Annotated in this window: 14 protein-coding genes; 3 read left to right on the forward strand and 11 right to left on the reverse strand. The window is 68.9% G+C overall.

Annotated elements, in window-relative coordinates; translation table 11 throughout:
• The 3 genes from choV to AC1RU4_RS03015 all read right to left on the reverse strand — a co-directional run bounded on the left by choV (nt 1) and on the right by AC1RU4_RS03015 (nt 3152).
• Nucleotides 1-1194 (reverse strand): choline ABC transporter ATP-binding protein, encoded by a 1194-nt coding sequence (gene choV / locus AC1RU4_RS03005; protein WP_492889528.1) that lies wholly within the window; start codon nt 1192-1194, stop codon nt 1-3.
• Nucleotides 1195-1204: 10 nt separating this feature from the next.
• A complete protein-coding gene (gene choW, locus AC1RU4_RS03010) occupies nt 1205-2053 on the reverse strand; it encodes a choline ABC transporter permease subunit (protein WP_492889529.1) in 849 nt (282 codons plus the stop codon).
• 139 nt (nt 2054-2192) lie between these two features.
• Nucleotides 2193-3152, reverse strand: a complete 960-nt coding sequence (locus tag AC1RU4_RS03015) for a choline ABC transporter substrate-binding protein (RefSeq protein ID WP_492889530.1) — start codon at nt 3150-3152, stop codon at nt 2193-2195.
• A gap of 381 nt (nt 3153-3533) precedes the next feature.
• Between AC1RU4_RS03015 and betB the strand changes: the two genes are divergently transcribed.
• Together betB and betA are read left to right on the forward strand one after the other, a co-directional pair.
• Nucleotides 3534-5609 carry a betaine-aldehyde dehydrogenase gene (gene betB / locus AC1RU4_RS03020; RefSeq protein WP_492889531.1) on the forward strand — a complete coding sequence of 692 codons (2076 nt, stop codon included), beginning with the start codon at nt 3534-3536 and terminating at the stop codon, nt 5607-5609.
• Between the two features lie 11 nt (nt 5610-5620).
• Entirely contained in the window at nt 5621-7276 is a 1656-nt protein-coding gene (betA, locus tag AC1RU4_RS03025; RefSeq protein ID WP_492889532.1) for a choline dehydrogenase, read from the forward strand.
• A 3-nt stretch (nt 7277-7279) separates the two neighbouring features.
• Here betA and AC1RU4_RS03030 read toward each other — a convergent pair whose 3' ends face one another.
• From AC1RU4_RS03030 to AC1RU4_RS03055, 6 genes are all read right to left on the reverse strand, one after another.
• Nucleotides 7280-8047, reverse strand: a complete 768-nt coding sequence (locus tag AC1RU4_RS03030) for an electron transfer flavoprotein subunit beta (RefSeq protein ID WP_492889533.1) — start codon at nt 8045-8047, stop codon at nt 7280-7282.
• Nucleotides 8044-9246, reverse strand: a complete 1203-nt coding sequence (locus AC1RU4_RS03035; protein ID WP_492889534.1) for an electron transfer flavoprotein subunit alpha/FixB family protein — start codon at nt 9244-9246, stop codon at nt 8044-8046. The genes AC1RU4_RS03030 and AC1RU4_RS03035 overlap by 4 nt, the downstream gene beginning before the upstream one ends.
• Nucleotides 9243-11162, reverse strand: coding sequence for a DUF3483 domain-containing protein (locus AC1RU4_RS03040; RefSeq protein ID WP_492889535.1), 1920 nt, complete (start codon nt 11160-11162; stop codon nt 9243-9245). Before AC1RU4_RS03040 ends, AC1RU4_RS03035 begins: the two co-directional genes overlap by 4 nt.
• Before the next feature lie 64 nt (nt 11163-11226).
• Nucleotides 11227-13266, reverse strand: coding sequence for an oxidoreductase (locus tag AC1RU4_RS03045; RefSeq protein WP_492889536.1), 2040 nt, complete (start codon nt 13264-13266; stop codon nt 11227-11229).
• Between the two features lie 122 nt (nt 13267-13388).
• Nucleotides 13389-14174, reverse strand: a complete 786-nt coding sequence (locus AC1RU4_RS03050) for a YoaK family protein (RefSeq protein WP_492889537.1) — start codon at nt 14172-14174, stop codon at nt 13389-13391.
• 118 nt (nt 14175-14292) lie between these two features.
• Complete coding sequence (locus tag AC1RU4_RS03055) at nt 14293-15252, reverse strand: GlxA family transcriptional regulator (protein ID WP_492889538.1); 960 nt, start codon at nt 15250-15252, stop codon at nt 14293-14295.
• Between the two features lie 147 nt (nt 15253-15399).
• Here AC1RU4_RS03055 and AC1RU4_RS03060 point away from each other — a divergent pair, with 147 nt between their 5' ends.
• Nucleotides 15400-15993 (forward strand): hypothetical protein, encoded by a 594-nt coding sequence (locus tag AC1RU4_RS03060; RefSeq protein ID WP_492889539.1) that lies wholly within the window; start codon nt 15400-15402, stop codon nt 15991-15993.
• Nucleotides 15994-16094: 101 nt separating this feature from the next.
• Here AC1RU4_RS03060 and AC1RU4_RS03065 read toward each other — a convergent pair whose 3' ends face one another.
• Complete coding sequence (locus AC1RU4_RS03065) at nt 16095-17261, reverse strand: FAD-binding oxidoreductase (RefSeq protein WP_492889540.1); 1167 nt, start codon at nt 17259-17261, stop codon at nt 16095-16097.
• A gap of 301 nt (nt 17262-17562) precedes the next feature.
• Nucleotides 17563-18822, reverse strand: coding sequence for an aromatic ring-hydroxylating oxygenase subunit alpha (locus AC1RU4_RS03070; RefSeq protein WP_492889541.1), 1260 nt, complete (start codon nt 18820-18822; stop codon nt 17563-17565).
• Nucleotides 18823-18994 lie beyond the last annotated feature (172 nt).

Raw genomic sequence — 18994 nt, forward strand, 5'->3', positions numbered from 1 at the left:
TCAGTTGCCGATGCGGCGCAGCAGCCCGCGATAAATCTCGTCGTCGTCGCACAGGCCGGCGAGCCGCCCCAGATTGTCGACCAGGAAGATCGGCAGCGTGGTGTGCTGCTTCAGCTCGATCGCCGCCTTCAGCTTGAGGTCGACCGGGGCGACGATGCCGTCGCATTCGCGCGCCGCCACGGCATCGATATGGCCGGCTTCGCCATCGGCGACCGCCAGGCGCCCCTCGCGCCCGTCGAGATCCAGCCCCACCGGACGGTTCTCCTCGTCGACGCGCAGGCGGATGCGGCCGGTGCCATCGAGCATCACGCTGGTGCCGTCGCGCGGCAGCGAGGCGGCCGGGCGCATGACGGCGGTGCCGCGCAGCACGTTGAGCGGATTCATGTGCTTCACGAATTCCGCCACATAGGCATTGGCCGGCCGCAGCAGGATGTCCTCCGCCGTGCCGGCCTGCACGATGCGCCCGCCTTCCATGATGGCGATGCGGTTGCCGAGCTTCAGCGCCTCGTCGAGATCGTGGCTGACGAAGACGATGGTCTTGTGGATGCGCCGCTGCAGGTCGAGCAGTTCGTCCTGCAGCTTGTCGCGGATCAGCGGGTCGAGCGCCGAGAACGGCTCGTCCATCAGCAGGATATCGGCGTCGGTGGCGAAGGCGCGGGCAAGCCCGACTCGCTGCTGCATGCCGCCCGAGAGCTCATGGGTGAATTTCTCCGCCCAGTTGGTGAGGCCGACCATGGCCAGCTTCTCGTCGACGATGCGATTGCGCTCGGCGCCGCCCATGCCGCGCAACTCCAGCCCGAAGCCGACATTGTCGCGCACGGTGCGCCAGGGCAGCAGGCCGAATTGCTGGAACACCATGGAGACGGTGTGCATGCGCAGGTCGCGCAGCGTCGCCTCGTTGCAGCGGGCGACATCGACCGACTCGCCACGATGCTCGACGATCACCTCGCCGCGGGCGACCTCGTTCAGCCGGTTGACCGCTCGCAGGATGGTGGACTTGCCGGAGCCGGACAGGCCCATCAACACGCAGATCTCGCCGCGCTCGATGGCGAGGTTGACATCGGCGGCGCCGAGCACCGCGCCGGTCTTGCCGAGGATTTCGTCGCGGGTACGCCCCTGGTCGATCAGCGCCAGCGCGCCTTTCTGGTCGGCGCCGAACACGATGTCAACATGGCGGAATTCGACGGCGGGCATGCGGCTTCTCCTAGCCCTTGCGCCGGTGCGTCGGCCGCTTGCAGACGCGGTCGAGCACGATGGCGAGCACGACGATGGCAAGTCCGGCCTCGAAACCCATGGCGATGTTGACCGAGTTCAACGCCCGTACCACCGGCTTGCCGAGTCCGTCGGCACCGACCAGGGCGGCGATCACCACCATGGACAGGCTGAGCATGATGCACTGGGTGATGCCGGCCATGATGGTCGGCAGCGCATAGGGCAGCTCGATCTTCAGCAGCATCTGCGTCGGGGTGGCGCCGAACGCCTTGCCGGCCTCGTAGAGATTGGTCGGCACCGAGGAAATGCCGAGATGGGTGAGCCGGATCGGCGCGGGAATGGCGAAGATCACCGTGGAGATCAGACCCGGCACCACGCCGAGTCCAAACAGCACCAGCGTCGGGATGAGATAGACGAAGGTCGGGATCGTCTGCATCAGGTCGAGCACCGGGTGGATGGCCGAATACAGCCACGGTCGGTGGGCGGCGGCGATGCCGATCGGCACGCCGACCACGACACAGACCAGCGTGGCGCAGAGCACCAGCGACAGCGTCTCCATCGTCGCCTGCCAGTAGCCGAGATTGGTGACCAGCAGCAGCGCGCCGACGATGAACACGACCAGCCCGACCGAGCGGTGCACCAGCCAGGCGGCCAGCCCGAAAAGCGCGATCAGCAGCAGCGGCGGCACGAAGAGCAGCGCGCCGGTGAGGCCCGCGATCAGCGCGCCGAGCACCAGCGAGATGAAGTCGAAGACGCTCTGGCCGTGCTGGGTAAGCAGATCGACGGCATTCTTCAGCCACAGGCCGAGCGGTATCTTGTGCGCGGTCAGCCAGTCATACATCGGCGCTTGCTCCTTGGGGGCTTTCCCGTGGATGCTCTGCGGGCGTGCTCCGGCGAGGAGGCGCCGTAGCCGGACATGAAGGCGAAGGCGCCTCGCCCGGCGTGCCGGACGAAGCTGGATCGACGGGCCGCGAGGGCGGTCAGAGCCCGAGGCTCTTCTTCACCGCCGGCACGGCCGGCTTTCCGTCGATCGTGGTCACGCCGGCGAGCCAGGGCTCCCAGGTGGCGGTGTTGGCCTTCAGCCACTTGGTCGCGGCCGCGCCGGGCTCCATGGCATCGAACAGGATGTAGCCCATCACCACATTCTCGTCGGCGAGGGAGAATTTCAGGTTCTTGACGAGCGCGCCGGCATTGGGGCAGTCGGCGGCATAGCCCGCGCGGGTGTTGGTGTAGACGGTGGCGCCGCCATAGTTCGGGCCGAAGACGTCGTCGCCGCCCTCGAGATACTTCATCGGGAACTTGGAGTTCATCGGGTGGGGCTCCCAGCCGAGGAACACCACCGCCTCCTTGCGCTTGGTGGCGCGGTCGACCTGCGCCAGCATGCCCTGCTCGCTGGATTCGACGAGGTCGAAGCCCTTCAGCCCGAACTTGTCGTCCTTGATCATGTCGAGGATCAGCCGGTTGCCGTCATTGCCGGGCTCGATGCCGTAGATCTTGCCGCCGAGCTTGTCCTTGAACTTGGCGATGTCGGCGAAGGACTTCAGCCCCTCGTCATAGAGATAGGCCGGCACCGCCAGCGTGTATTTCGCGCCTTCGAGATTGACGCCGATGACGTCGACGGTCTTGTCGTCGCGATAAGGCTTCAGGTCGGCTTCCATGGTCGGCATCCAGTTGCCGAGGAAGACGTCGATATCCTTGGTCTGCATCGACTTGTAGGTGACCGGCACTGCCAGGACCTGTGTCTTGGGCGTGTAGCCGAGCGCCTCCAGGATCGCGGAGGTGATTGCCGTCGTGGCGGTGATGTCGGTCCAGCCGACATCGGCGAATTTCACCGTCTTGCAGGCGGCCGGCTCGGCGGCCTGCGCGCCCTGCCAGGTGGCCGGGGCGGCAAGAACGGTAAAACCAAGAAGGGCGGTCGCAAAATATGAAAGGCTGCGCATCGTTCGCTGTTCCCGTTTTTGTCAAGCGCCGATCCGACGGCCTGCCGCTGCTGTGGTACCGCGTTCCCTCTGCTTTGGCGCGCGGGCGGCATGCTTACGTGTCCAGCGTCTTGCTTCCGGCAGTGTAGCTGGAAGGAGTGGTCTCTGCATCCCGGCCGCTTGCGGCTCTTTTGAATGACAATTCAATAACGAATTTGCGTGCTTGTCATGCGTAATTTTTTGCCGTCGACAGATCGTGGTTGAACGGATTTTCATCAGCTCTCCCGGCAGGCGGCTTCCTCGCCGCCATGGCTGCTCCGATGCGCGCCGGGGGTTCGACATCGCGATCCGGCTCGGTTATTGTATGGTTGATCAATACGCTTGGCGATGGAGGCCGACCTCATGGATATCGCTTCCCGGCAGGAAGATGCGCCCGGCGGCGGCGCGCGGCGGCGCGAGAGCGAGGAGGTCCGCCGCCAGCAGCTTATCGAAGCGACCATCGATTCGCTTGCCGAGGTCGGCTTCAACGCTTCGACATTGGCGCAGATCGCCGGCCGTGCCGGCGTTTCGCCGGGTCTCGTCGCCCATTATTTCGGCGACAAGGATGGTTTGCTGGAGGCGACGCTGCGCTTCCTCGCCGCCCGCGTCGCTCGTGGCACCGCCATGCGCCTCGCAGGGGCGGCCTCGCCGCGCGAGCGGGTCGCGGCCGTGATCGAGGCCAATCTGGCGCCAGAGGAATTCGGCCAGCCGAGCAGCAGCGTCTGGCTGGCCTTCTGGGGGCAGGCGCTGCACTCCGAGCGGCTGCGGCGGGTGCAGAAGGTCTATCAGTCGCGCATGCGCTCCAATCTGCGCCATGCGGTGCGTCCGCTGGTGCGCGAGGAGGAGGCCGACCGCGTCGCCATCGCGGTGGCGGCGGTGATCGACGGCCTGTGGCTGCGCTCGACGCTCTCGGCGACCGGCGAGACCGATTCCGCCTCGGCGCGGGCCATCGCCTCGGCCTTCGTCGACGCGCAGATCGCCGCCGCCCCACGCCCGCTGGCTGGCGACGGTTCCGTGGTGCCGGCGCGGCGGGCGTCGCATTTCGAGACCGTCAATCCGGCGACCGGCGAGGTCCTCGCCGAGATCGCCATCGACGGGGAAGCCGAAGTCGAGGCCGCCGTCGCCGCCGCGCGGAAAGGCCAGAAGGTCTGGGCGGCGATGACCGGGGCGGAGCGCGGGCGCATCCTCAGGCGCATCGCCGATATCCTGCGCGCCCGCAACGACGAACTGGCGCGGCTGGAGACGCTCGACACCGGCAAGCCGATCCAGGAGACCAGCGTCGTCGACGTGCTCTCCGGCGCCGATTGCCTCGACTATTATGCCGGCCTCGCCGCCACCCTGTCGGGCGAGCATGTCGATCTCGGGCCCGGTGCCTTCGGCTATACGCGGCGCGAGCCGCTCGGGATCGTCGCCGGCATCGGCGCCTGGAACTACCCGCTGCAGATCGCCTGCTGGAAATCGGCGCCGGCGCTCGCCTGCGGCAATGCGATGATCTTCAAGCCGGCCGAACTGACGCCGCTCACTGCCGTGAAGCTGGCCGAGATCATGCGCGAGGCCGGGGTGCCGGAGGGCGTCTTCACCGTCGTGCAGGGCTTTGCCGATACCGGCCGCCTGCTCACCCGCCATCCTTCCATCGCCAAGGTCTCGCTGACCGGCGAGGTCGGCACCGGCAAGAAGGTGATGGCCGATGCCAGCGCCACGCTGAAGCAGGTGACGCTGGAGCTCGGCGGCAAGTCGCCGCTCATCGTGTTCGAGGATGCCGATCTCGACGATGCGGTTTCCGGCGCGCTGCTGGCCAATTTCTATTCGGCCGGCGAAGTCTGTTCGAACGGCACCCGCGTCTTCGTGCATGAGAGCGTGCGCGCGGCGTTCATCGAGAAGCTGCTGGCGCGCGTCGAGAAGATGGTGGTCGGCGATCCACTGGACCCGGCGACGCAGGTCGGCGCGCTGATCTCGCAGGCGCATATGGAGAAGGTGCTCGCCTATATCGCCCGCGGCCGCGCTGCCGGGGCGAAGCTGCTGGCCGGTGGCCATCGGGTGACGTCAGACGGCCTCGACCGCGGATTCTTCGTTGCGCCGACGGTATTCGACGGCTGTCGCGACGACATGGCGATCGTGCGCGAGGAGATTTTCGGGCCGGTCATGGCGGTTTTGTCCTTCGCGGGCGAAGAGGAGGTGGTCGCGCGCGCCAACGACACCGTCTTCGGCCTGGCGGCCGGGGTGTTCACCCGCGACCTCGCCCGCGCCCATCGGGTGATCGCCAGGCTCGAGGCCGGCACCTGCTGGATCAACAGCTACAACATCACGCCGATCGAGCTGCCTTTCGGCGGCGTCAAGCAGTCCGGCCTCGGCCGCGAGAACGGCAAGGCGGCGATCGAGCACTACACCCAGCTCAAGAGCGTCTACGTCAATCTCGGTCCGGTCGAGGCACCCTATTGAGGGCGGGCGCCATGGAGGAATTCGACTACGTCATCGTCGGCGCCGGCTCGGCCGGCTGCGTGCTCGCCGACCGGCTGTCCGCCGACGGGAGCAACCGCGTGCTGGTGCTGGAATTCGGCGGTTCGGACCGCTCGATGTTCATCCAGATGCCGAGCGCGCTCTCCATTCCGATGAACATGCCGCGCTACAACTGGACGTATGAGAGCGAGCCGGAGCCCGGCCTCGGGGGGCGGCGCATGCATTGCCCGCGCGGCAAGGTGCTCGGTGGCTCCTCCTCGATCAACGGCCTCGTCTATATCCGCGGCAATCCTGCCGATTTCGACCGCTGGCAGGATGAGGGCGCGCAGGGCTGGTCCTATGCCGACGTGCTGCCCTATTTCCGCCGTGCCGAGAGCCGGCAGGAGGGCGGCGACGCCTATCGCGGCAGCGAGGGGCCGCTCGCCACGCGTTACGGCACGCTCGCCAATCCGCTCTATGGCGCCTTCGTCGAGGCGGCGCAGCAGGCCGGCTATCCCGCCACCGACGACGTCAACGGCGAGCGCCAGGAAGGTTTCGGGCGCATGGACATGACGGTGAAGGACGGCGTGCGCTGGTCCGCCGCCAATGCCTATCTGCACCCGGCCATGAAGCGGGCGAACCTCAAGGTCGAGACCCACGCGCGGGTGACGCGGGTGGTGTTCGAGGGCCGGCGGGCGGTCGGCGTCGCCTATGAGCGCGGCGGCGAGCGCCGGAAGGTGCGGGCGGTGCGGGAGGTCATTCTCGCCGGTGGGCCGATCAACTCGCCGCAATTGCTCAAGCTCTCCGGCGTCGGGCCGGGGGAGGAACTGCGCGGTTTCGGCATCGATGTGGTCGCCGACCGGCGGGGGGTCGGGGAGAACCTGCAGGACCATCTCGAATTCTATTTCCAGGTTGCCAGCAAACAGCCGATCACCCTCTATTCGTCGATGGGGCTGATGGCGCGCGCCGGCATCGGCCTGCGCTGGATACTGAAGAGGGATGGGCTCGGCGCCACCAATCATTTCGAGAGCTGCGGCTTCATCCGCTCGCGGCCGGGCGTCGCCTATCCCGACATCCAGTATCATTTCCTGCCGCTGGCCGTGACCTATGACGGACAGGGGCTCGCCTCTGAGCACGGCTTCCAGGCCCATGTCGGGCCGATGCGCTCCAAGAGTCGTGGCTGGGTACGGCTCGCCTCCGCCGATCCGGTGGACAAGCCGCGCATCTTCTTCAACTACATGAGCCACCCGGACGATTGGGTGGAGATGCGCGCCTGCGTGCGGCTCACCCGCGAGATCTTCGCGCAGAAGGCGTTCGATCCCTATCGTGGACGCGAGATCCAGCCGGGTGCCGGGGTGATTGACGACGAGGCCATCGACGCCTTCATCCGCGACAAGGTGGAGAGCGCCTATCACCCGTCCTGCACCTGCAAGATGGGCGCGGCGTCAGACCCGATGGCGGTGGTCGACCCGAAGGCGCGGGTGATCGGCGTCGAGGGGCTGCGCGTGGTGGATTCCTCGATCATGCCGTCGGTCACGACCGGCAATCTCAACGCGCCGACCATCATGCTCGCGGAGAAGGCGGCGGATCACATATTGGATCGGGCCGCGCTCGCTCCTTCCAACGCGCCTTATTACAAGGCGCCGGACTGGCAGCACGCTCAACGCTGAGATTCAGCTGCTCGATGCCGGCTTGAGCACGCCGATGGCGCGCAGATGGTCGAGAATGGCGCGGGCGGCGTCCTCGGGTGCGGGATCGACCAGCACCCGGCCGCCGGCGCCGGCGGCCTGCGTCGCCGCCCTGAGCCGTTCGGCGGCGCTGGCGCCGGCCGCCGCCGACGCGATCAGCCGCGGACGCGGACGATAGGGGCGCTCCTCACGGTCGATCGCCTCGATGGGGGCGGGGAGGCCCGGCGCTTCGTCGATCCGCCCCGCACGGGCCGGGCCGAGGGCGAAGGCCGGTGCCGCCGGCGCTGCCGGATGCACGGTGACGATAGCCGGCAGGCGCACGCGCCACCGCCGGCGCGCGCCCTTCGGCAGTGCCTGGATCACCTCCAGAACGCCATCGCTCGCCGCCATCGCCACGGCGTTGGCGACGATCGGCCAGCCAAGCGCCTCGGCGAGCCGGTAGGGCAGCATGCCCGTCTGCTCGCCGGCTCCGCCGCGCCGGCCGGCAAGCAGCAGATCCGGCGTTTCGGCCCCGATCGCCGCGACGAGGCTCGGCACCGGGTCGTGGCCGGGGGGCAGGTACCGATGCGCGAGCCGGGCGAGGCCGTGACCGAGCGCGGCGCGAGGCGCCGCCGCCTCGGTGCCGGCATGCAGGCCGGCGACATTCTCGGTCAGGCGGTGCGCGAGGGCGATGGCCTGGAGCTCGGTCGGTGCCGGTGCCGGCCGGCCGGAGACCGGATGGCGACCTTCGGAAAGCAGCACCAGCGCCTTCATGCTTCCGCCTCCGCCTTCAGCAGCGCGATCAGCGCCGGCATCACCTTCTGCGCGTCGGCGATGATGGCGAGGCCGGCGCGCTCGACCATGGCGGCGTGCAGGTCGGTGTTCACCGCCACCACATGCTCGCAGCGGGCAATGCCCTGCAGGTGCTGCGGAGCGCCGGATATGCCGAGAGCCAGATAGCAGGCGGCTTCCAGCACCGTGCCGGAGGCGCCGACCTGTGCCTCGCGCGGCATCAGCCCGGCGTCGCATACCATGCGGCTGGCGCCGGGCGTCGCTCCGAGCGCGCGGGCGAGTTCGCGGAACAGCTCGAAATCGTTGACGCCGCTGCCCGCCGACATGACGAAATCGGCCTCCGCCAGCGGCAGCGCATCGGCAGCGAGCGGCAGGTCCTCGACGCTGAGAACCGAGGCGCCGGAAAGCGTCTCGACGTCCGGCACGGGCAGGCTTCGCGCCTCGTGCGCCGGACCGGCATGCGGGAGATGGGCGTCCGACGCCAGCGTGATCAGCTTCGGCGGTACGGCGCGCTGTTCGACCCGGCGATTGGCGGCGGCACGGGTGGCGGCTTTTGCCGTCACGCTCTCGACAGCGGGGAACAGGTCTTCGCCGGTCCTTGCCGCGAGCCGGCGGGCGAGGTCGCCACCCTCGGCGCTTTCGGGAAACAGCACATGGCGTGGGGCGATGGCCGCCAGAATGGCGACGAGGGCGGCCGCGCGTGCCGACGCATCTGGCCCCACCGATGCGCCGAACGCGACGACGCGGTCGGCACCGGCCGGGCCGATGCCATCGACCGGGGTGGCGACCAGGGCGAGCGTAGCGCCGCCTCCGGCATCGGCCAGGGTGCGGGCGGCGCCGAGCAACTGCCGGTCGAGCACGGTGAGCCGGCCGCCCGGCGCATCCGGCACCACGGCGACGAGATAGGCCGGGTTGTCGATCACGCGGACCGCTGGCGCCGCTGGAGCCGCTGGAGCCGCCGGGGCGTGTGCAGGCATCGCCTCCGCCGCCAGCGGCTTGCCGGTACGGTCGAGCCGCAGGCGGGCGGTCGAGGGAACGCGTGCCGTCTCGATTTCCCGGCGCGGATCGCGCCGCAGGCGGCCGGAGGTCGGCGCAGCGTCAAAGCGGAAGCGCGCGCGGGCGCCGCCATCGACGCGGCGCGCCCGCAACTCCGCATGCGGGTCTCGGCGCAGGCGGCTCATCGCGGCGCCTCCTGCACGCGGCGGGGCGCCGCTTCGACGGCGGCGAGCACCAGCTCGGCGAGGTCGCGCACCACGGCGATGTCGCCGGTGACGCCCTCCAGCATGGCGGCGCATTGCGGGCAGGCGACGGCGAGGGTGGTGGCGCCGGTGGCGCGTGCCTGCGCCATGCGCAGGTCCGGGATGCGGCGCTCGCCGGCGACGTCGCTCACTGGCGCGCCGCCCCCGCCGCCGCAGCACATGGCGCGCCTGCCATGGCGCTCCATCTCCACCCGCTCCAGACCGAGCCGGTCGAGCAGGCGGCGCGGGGCATCGGTCTCGCCATTGTAGCGGCCGAGATAGCAGGGATCGTGATAGGTGAGGCGGCCTTCCGCCGGCGCGGCGAGCGAGAGTCGCTCCTGTGCCGCCAGTTCGTCGAGGAAGGCCGAGTGGTGGACGACCTCATAGTGCCCGCCGAAGGCCGGATATTCGTTGCGCAGCACCTGCAGCGCATGCGGGTCGGCGGTGAGGATGCGGCTGAAGCGATACCGCGACAAGGTCGCGATATTGGCGCGGGCGAGATCGGCGAAGGTCGCCTCGTCGCCGAGCCGGCGGGCGAGATCGCCACAATCGCGCTCCTCCGCCCCGAGCACCGCGTAGTCGACGCCGGCCTTCTGCAGCAGCACCACCAGCGCCCGCAGCGTGCGGCCGTGGCGCAGGTCATAGGCGCCGGCGCCGAGCCAGAGTAGCACGTCGCAGGAGCCCTCGTCCGCGATCAGCGGCATGGGCAGGCCGGCGGCGAAATCGGTGCGGGCGGCGAGCGGTCGACCGCCGGGCTCCTCGGCATAGCGGGACTCGGTAAGCGGCGCGATGGCGCCGGCCGGCACGGCGGAGAGTTCCATGGTCTGGAAGCGGCGCAGGTCGACGATGGCATCGACATGCTCGATCATCATCGGGCATTCCTCGACGCAGGCGCGGCAGGTGGTGCAGGACCACAGCGTGTCGGGATGGATGAGCGCCCCGGCTCCGACGATGGGAAGCTCCGGCCCGGCTTTTCCGGCAACCGGCCGGGCCTGCGGATAGGGGCTGCCGGAATAGGCGGGGGGCGGTCCCGGCTTGAAGGCGCCCGCGAGGTCCTGGATCAGCTTCTTCGGGTTCAGCGGCTGGCCGGCGGCGAAGGCCGGGCAGGCGACCTCGCAGCGCCCGCACTGGATGCAGGCATCGAAGCCGAGCAGCCGGTTCCAGCCGAAATCGGCGGGCGTGGCGACGCCGAGGCGCGGGGCTTCGAGATCGGCGGGCATCAGAGCGGTGGCGGTCTCGCCCTCGAAACGTCCCGGCCGCGGATGGGCGGCGAGATGCAGCGCGCCGGCCAGCGCGTGGCGCATCGGCCCGTCGGCGATCTGCCGCACCAGGCCGATGCCGCCGATGGCCGCCGCTGCCAGCCCGAGCCAGCCGAGGAGCCCGCCGATGCCGCCGAGCGCGGCATCCAGCGCCACCATGAGCGCGCCGGCCCCGTAGGCGCAGAGCAGCAGCGGCAGGAGCTGGAAGCGCCCGCCGGACAATCGCGCCGGACGCTGCGGGTAGCGTCTTCGGCCGACCAGGGCGCCGCCCGCCAGTGCCGCGAGGAAGGCGACCGCGATGATCGCCCAGAGGATTCGCGAGCCGGCAAGGGGTGGGATGAGCGCCAGAAGCGCCAGAGCCGAGCCGGCGAGCAGGCCGCCGGCGGCCAGCGCGTGCATGCGCGCGGCATGGGGATCGCGGCCGACCACATGGTGGACGTCGACCAGATAGCGCTTCGGCAGCGCCAGCAAACCGGCGCGCCAGTCGACCACCGCCGGCCGGCCGACGCGCCAGCGCCGTGCCGCCCGGACGCCGTACAGCGCCGCACCGCCGACAAGAGCGGCGACGAGCAGGCTGAAGCTGAGGGCGGCGTATGTCATGGGCGTCGGCTACGGGTTCCGGTCGGATGCGGGTCGCGTCGCCATCGGCAATCATATGGCGTGGTCAAAGGTCCTTGCACAGGCGCAGCGCGTCGTAGATCGCCGCATGGATGTTGCGGCCGGTCCAGGCGTCGCCGATGCGATAGAGCGCGTAGCCGGGCTGGCCGGTCCAGCGCTGCGGCCGGCCGGCGACCAGCGCCTCGAGATCGGTCTCGCCGTCATTCACCGAACCCGCCCGCAGCGCCTCGAACAGGCCTTCGACCGGCAGGGTGCCGTAATCGACGACGACGTGGTCGACGACGCGCTCCTCCTCTGCCTCGGTCATGGTGTTGCGTAGGGCGGCGACGAGGCGGTTGCCTTCGGGATAGATCTCGATCAGCTCCATGTTCGGCGTGAAGATGACGCCGGCTTTGTAGAGCTCGCGCAGATGGATGGGCTGGTTGGTGGTGCCGACCTCCTGCGCCACCATGCGGTCATGCGTCACCATTTCGACGAGGCAGCCCTTGCGCGCCAGCACCTCGGCGGTGGAGGCGGCATTGTGGCCGCCAATCTCGTCGAACAGCAGCACGCTGCCCGAGGGCTCGACGCGGCCGGACAGCACGTCCCAGGTGGTGACCGCGCGCTCGGCGCCCTTGGCAAAGCCGGTATGCGGCCGGCCGCCGGTGGCGAGAATGACGATATCCGGCTGCTCGGCCAGTACCTTGGCCTCGTCGGCCTCGGTGCCGAGGCGGATGTCGACGCCGTTCTTCTGCACCTGCGCATAAAGCCAGCGAGGGATGCCGGACAATGCCTCGCGCCAGGTGGCCCGGGCGGCGATGTTGATCTGGCCGCCGGGCTTTTCGTCCTTCTCGAACAGCACCACGTGGTGGCCGCGCTCGGCGCTCACCCGCGCGGCTTCCAGCCCCGCCGGACCGGCGCCGACCACCACCACCTTGCGGCTGGCGGCGCCGCGGGCGATCACATGCGGCATGGTGGCCTCGCGCCCGGTCGCCGCGTTCTGGATGCACAGGGCGTCGCCGCCGACATAGATGCGGTCGATGCAATAGCCGGCGCCGACGCATTGGCGGATGTCGTCGTCGCGCCCCTCGATCAGCTTGCGCATCAGATGCGGGTCGGCGATGTGGGCGCGCGTCATCGCCACCATGTCGACATGGCCTTCCGCCACGGCGCGGGCGCCGGTCGCCAGATCGGTGACGCGCTGGGCGTGGAAGATGGGCACGTCGACCTCGCGCTTGATGGCGCTGGGCAGGAACAGGAACGGCGCCACCGGGAAGGACATGTTGGGGAGCGAGATCGCATGGGACATCTCGTCCCGTGCCTGGCCGCCCATCACGTTGATGAAATCGACGAGGCCGTCCCTCGCATAAGTAGCTGCGATGGCAAGGCAATCCTCCTGGCTGAGCCCGTCGGCGATCATCTCGTCGCCGGACATGCGGATGCCGATGACATAGTCGTCGCCGGTCGCCTCGCGCATCGCCTCCAGCACCTCGCGCCCGAAGCGCATGCGGTTGTCGAGGCTGCCGCCATACTCATCCGTGCGGTGGTTCACGGAAGGGCTCCAGAACTGGTCGATGAGATGGCCGTGGGCGGCGGAGACCTCGCAGCCGTCGAGCCCGCCGTCCCTGCAGCGTCGCGCAGCCTCGGCAAAGGCGCGTACCACGCGGCGAATGTCGTTCTTGTCCATCGCCCGCGGAATGGTGCGCGAGGCGGGCTCGCGCCGGGCGGAGGAGGAGATGGTCGGCAGCCAGTTCTCGGTATCCCATTTGGTGCGGCGGCCCATATGGGTGAGCTGGATCATCAGCTTGGCGCCGTGGGCGTGCACGCGCTCGGCGAATTGCTGGAAATAGGGGATGACGCTGTCATCGGCGACGGAGATCTGCGCCCAGGGCGCCGCCGGGCTGTCGAGCGCCACCGAGGAGGAGCCGCCGAACATGGTGAGCCCGATGCCGCCCCTGGCCTTTTCGGCGTGATAGAGCTGGTAGCGCTCCTGCGGCTTGCCGTCCTTGCCATAGCCGGGGGCGTGCGAGGTCGACATCACCCGGTTTCGGATGGTCAGCCCCTTGATGGTCAAGGGTTTGAGCAGGGCCTCGGCATGCGGGATCATGTGGCGGCGCGCGCTCCTCGGCACGGGTCCATCGCGACGGATCGTGCCACGATAGGTCGCATTCGCCTATGTCCGACAGAAGATTTTCGCCATGCCGCCGGAAGCGTTGCGACGGGGGCGTTTCAGCGAACGAGGCGCAGAAAGACCGAGGGGCCGGCGAGCAGCAGGATGACGATCGCCAGCGGCACGCAGAAGATGAAGCCGATATATTTGAAGCCCAGCGCGCCGGTGATGCCGCCGGCGAAGAACATCAGCACGAACAGGGTGAGCAGCTTCAGCTTCACGCGGTCGGCATAGATCAGCGGCACGCCGGATCGGCGGCGACGATTATGGTTCATGTAGAACAGCTTGCCGAGCTCGATGCCGAGATCGGTGACGACGCCGGTCATATGGGTGGTGCGGACCTTCGCGCCGGACAATTTGGTCACCGTGGCGTTCTGCAGCCCCATGATGAAGCAAAGCACCGCCACGGCGGTGATGAGCGCCACCGAGGAATGATGGGCGAAAACGCCCAGCGCACCGAAGGCGAGCAGCAGAAAAGCCTCCAGAGTCAGTGGGATGGCGTATTCGCGCCCGGCATGGTGCAGCCGCGCCCAGTTCACCAGCACCGCCGAGGTGGCGGCGCCGAGCAGGAACGGCCCGAGCGCGCCGACGCCGGCGATGACGAGGCCGGAGGCGCCGACCACGGCATTGTCGGCCATCGCCGAGATGATGCCGGACATGTGCGAGGTATATTGCCCGACCGCGAGCAGGCCGCCGGCATTGGTGGCGCCGGCGACGAAGGTCATGGCGAGGCCGAGCCGGGCGTCGGCGAGCGGCGTGCGCTCGGAGGCAAGCATGCCGGCGGCGAAATGCGAATAGCGATGGGCCAGCCGGGGCTGGTCCGTTGGCGTGTCGGGCGCGGTCATCAGCGATCAGCGCGGTCGGGCCGCGTCCATGGATATCGAAAACGCCGGTGGAAATTCATCCGTCTTTCACCGCACTTAATCCCTTTGCTGTTGCGGCGCCATAGGCATTGCGGCGGTGTCATTCGCCGGTCCGCTCGGCTCGCGGCGGCCGGCCGAAACGGCGGGCATAGGCGGTGGAGAAATGCGCCGCCGAGCGGAAGCCGCAGGCAAGGCCGACATCGGTGACGGGCCGGGTCGACAGGCGCAGCAATTCGCGAGCGCGATCAAGGCGCAAGCCGAGGTGATAGGCGGTCGGGGTGGCGCCGAGATGCTGGCGGAACAACCGCTCCAGCTGCCGCGGGGAGGCCTCGACATGCCGGGCGATGGCGGCGATGCCGGGCGGTTCCTCCAGCGTCGCCTGCATGAGGCGGACGGCGCGGGCGAGCGTCGGGTCCGGCAGCGCCGGGCGCGGACGGGCGGAGGGGCGCGTGCGCGTCCGCGCGCCCGGCTCCAGGATGAACTGCTCGGCCACGCGGTCGGCGAGATCGCGGCCGCCGCGGGCGGCGATCAGCGCCAGCATCATGTGCATCGGCGCCACGCCGCCGGTGCAGGTGAGGCGGTCGCCGTCGATGACGAAAGGCGCTTCGATGAAGTCAACATGCTGGAATTCCTCGCGAATCGCAGAGAGATTCTCCCAGTGGATGGCGCAGCGGCGGTAGTCCAGCAGCCCGGCTTCGGCGAGCACGAAGCTGCCGGTGCACAGCGCCCCCAGCGCCGTGCCGCGCCGCGCCAGCCGGCGCAGCGTGTCGGCGACGGCATGGGAGGCGGCGTGGCGGATGTCGATGCCGCCGCAGACCAGCAGCAGGTCGAGCGGTGCCGCCTCGGCGAGCGGCCGTGCCGGGGCGAGCTGCAAGCCGTTGCTGGCTTCCACCGCCGCCGCGTCGGGCTTCAGGACCTGCCAGGAATAAGTATTTGAATTGGAAACATAATTCGCCATGCGCAGCGCTTCCAGCGCATTGACGGTCGCCACCATGGAATGGTTCGGCAGCGTGAGGAAGCCGACCGAGGCGACGCTGGCGAGGTCGAAGGGCGAGGGCATTCGCGTGTTTCCTGCGCGGCGGTAGCGGGCGCTGCTGTCAAAATTCCCATTCCTCGACATAGGGAAGCAAGAAAGCCGCCGCAAAAATGTCGCGGCGGCTGCGCCCTATAGGAAGGCAGGGGACCCATCGTCGAACGGGATGTCGCTATGTCACTGTCTATCAATGGTTTTCCGACCTGGATCCGCCGCGCGGCGCTGCCGTTCGGATTCGCGCTCGCCGTCACGGCCGGCAGCGCCACCCTGATGCAGCCTTTCACCTCGCCGGAGGTTCCCGAGGCGGCGGTGCAGCCGGTGGCGCAGATCGTCGAGCCGCCGGCGGTGGAACCTGCGCCGCCCCACCGTGCCGGCCATCTCGCGCCGACCTATGTCCGCGCCATCGAGCCGGGCTCGGTCTACACGCCGCCGAAAATCGAAAAAGTCGTTCTGAATCAGAAGGTTGATGCCACTTCGCGCATGGCTGCCGCGCCGCTGCCGGGCGGGGTCGAGCGCTTCGACCAGTGCATCGGCAATTGCGACAGCCGCGATCCGCTGATCCTCGCCGCCACCGCGACGGCGCCGGCCGCTGCGGCGCCCGTGGCCCTCGCGTCGGTGCAGGAGGATAACTCCATGATCTCGCTGCCGAATTGGCTCGACGGCGGGGCGATGTTCGATCGCGCCAAGGCGGCGACGCTCTCGGTCGCCATCTCGGCCACCGATACGCTGAGGCAGGGCGTCGACATGGTCACCGGCCTGATGCGGTGAGGTGTAGGGTCAGTATGGTGCGGTGTACGATGAGCCCGATCGGAGCCCGATTTGCGGCCCGATCTCGCCGGTCTGATCGTCGCCTTGCCCGGTGAGGCCGGTCAGCGGTCGATCACCAGGTCCGAGGTCGGTTTCGAGCAGCACAGCAGCGCCATGCCGGCGTCGATTTCGCGCTGGCGGATGCCGCCGCCGTGCTTCATGTCGACACTGCCCTCGATGAGCTTCGACTTGCAGGTGCCGCACAGCCCCTTCGAACAGGAGGAAGGCAGTCGGATACCGGCGCGGCGGGCGGCATCCAGCACGAACATGTCGGAGCGGCATTCGATGCTGCGGTTCTGCCTGGCGAAGGAGATGCGGTAGGTCGCGACCTGCGGCGACGCCTCCGCTGCTGCCTCGGCCTCCAGCACCTCGGCGGCGACCTCCGGCTCGGCGGCCGCCAGCTCGGCGAAGTCGAAGCTTTCCTCGTGGTGGCGGCCCATGTCGAAGCCGGCACCCTTCAGCATGTCCCGCACCGCCGCCATGAAGGGCGAGGGGCCGCAGACGAAGATGTCCCGCGCGCGGAAATCCGGCGCGATCTGCTCCAGCATGGCGAGGGCCAGCCGGCCGCGCAGCCCGTGCCACGGGACGAGCGGGGCATCCGCCTCGCAGACCGGGGCGAAGCGGAAGTGGGAGGGCTGGTTGCGGGCCATCAGTTCCAGCTCGGCGCGGAAGATGATGTCCACCGGCGAGCGGGCGGCGTGGACGAAGACGAGGTCGCGCGGCTCGGCGAGGTCGTGGAAGCTGCGCGCCATCGACATGAGCGGGGTGATGCCGCTGCCGCCGGAGAGGAACAGGTATTTCGGCGCGGTGCCGGGATTCTGGCCGGGGTTGCCCTGCAGGAAGCAGGAGAAATCGCCCATCGGCCCGACGGCGCGGATCACCGAGCCGACCTTCACATGGTCATGCAGGAAATTCGACACCGGCCCGCCCGGCACCCGCTTCACCGTGATCGCCATCGTATGCGGGCGGGTGGGGGCGGAGGCGATGGTGTAGCAGCGGTTGATCGTCTGCCCGCCGATCTCGAGCTCCAGCGTGAGGAACTGGCCGGGCGCGTAGCGGAAGATGCAGGGGCTGCGCGGGGCGAGGACGAAGGTCTTCACGTCCGCCGTCTCGTCGCGCACGGCGCGCACGACCAGCGCGTCGTCGGCCTCCGGGTTCCAGTCCGGCAGGCCGGCGGCGATCCGCGCGGCGGCGGGGTCGGGCGCGGCGGCGGAAGGCGCGATGCTCATGGCAGGACTCGGTTCATGGCAGGGCTTCGGATCATGGCAGGGCTTCGGATCTGGAGGGCGCTGCTCCCTCTCCCCGATGGGGAGAGGGTTGGGGTGAGGGGACACAGCGCGAGGCTGCCCCCGATGTCGCGGCCCCTCACCGACCCGCTACGCGGGCCACCTCTCCCCGACGGGGAGAGGGAAAGGAGGCGTTCCGTTCCCCAGCGGGGAGGAAGGAGGCGCTCCGCTCCCCAGCGGGGAGGGAAGGAGGCGTTCCGTCCCCAGCGGGGAGGGAAAGAAGACGCTCCGGCGAGCGCCCGCCTCACCGCCCGACATGGTCGGACATGCGGCCGATATACCAGTTGCAGAACTTGTCCACGAGCATCTCGGTATGCGGGGAATAGGGGCCGGGCTCGTAGGCCGGGCTGGCGGCGCCGGACTGGCAATAGCCGACCAGGGTCGAATCCTGGTCGTTGGTCGCGTCCCACACCGTGGTGAGGTTCTCGATGTCGTAGTCGACGCCCTCGACCGCGTCCTTGTGCACCAGCCATTTGGTGCGCAGCAGCGAGCGCTCGGCGTCGAGCGGCAGCACCGAGAACACCACCGCGTGGTCGGACATGAAATGGTGCCACGAGTTCGGCTGGGTCCAGAAATGCAGCGCGCCGTGCCTGGGGTCGTTGATCTTGCCCAGCAGCTTCCTGCACGCGGCCCTGGTGTCGCCGGTATGGCTCTCGCCGTCGCCGGCCAGCGGCAGGCGCTCGGTGCGGAAGCCGGTGATCATGTCGTCGAGATGCTCCATCATCTGCGAGGGGAAGCCGCAGCTCTCCCATTCGCGATGCGAGGAGGCGATCAGCCTGGCATAGTCCTCGGCCTCCTTGCGGCCGAACTCGTCGAGCTCCTCCGGCGCGAAGCCGAAGCCATAGGCGAAAAGCGGCACGGTGAGCTCGGGATGGTTGCCCGCGCAGTGGTAGCACTCGCGGTTGTTCTCCATGGTGAGCTTCCAGTTGCCCGGCTCGATGATGTCCTTCTCGAAGGCGACCTTGGCGTTCCTCAGGTCGTGCGGGGCGAGATAGGGCGCCATCTTCGCCGCCATCACGTCGAAATCCGCCGGGGGATCGTCGGACAGGCAGACGAAGATCAGCCCTTCCAGCGAGCGCACATGCACCGGCTTCAGCCCATGGCAGCCGGGATCGAAATCCCCGCCCATGTGCTCGGCGAACAGGAGCTTGCCGTCGAGGCCGTAGGTCCAGGAATGGTAGCGGCAGACGAGGTTGCCGACCGTGGTCTTGTAGTCGTGCAGCAGCCGCGCGCCGCGGTGGCGGCAGACATTGTGATAGGCGCGCACCTCGCCGTCGTCGTCGCGCACGACGAAGATCGCATAGCGGCCGATGTCGAAGGTCATCGCGTCGCCGGGCTCGGCAATGTCCGGCTCGACGCCGACGAAGATCCAGTGGCGGGCGAAAATAATGTCGAGATCGGCCTGGAAGATCTCCGGGCTGGTATAGAAGGGGGCCTCCAGGCTGTAGCCGGGCTTGCGGCGGCGCAGCAGGGTTTTCAGCGGCGTATCGGTGGAATCGAGCATCGCAATCACTCCCGCACGCGGCCCGGCGCCGCTGATTGGAAATGTTCGATCCAAGGCAGGTTGTCGACTTTCATATTTGCGACGTCGATTTTCACGAATACGACATTCGGTGCCGCCATACCGGGCAAGGCGCCGGGACAGGCATTGATATCGGCCTTCGGGGCCGCGCGAG

The sequence above is a fragment of the Ancylobacter sp. GW821-FHT10E12 genome (assembly GCF_058809335.1).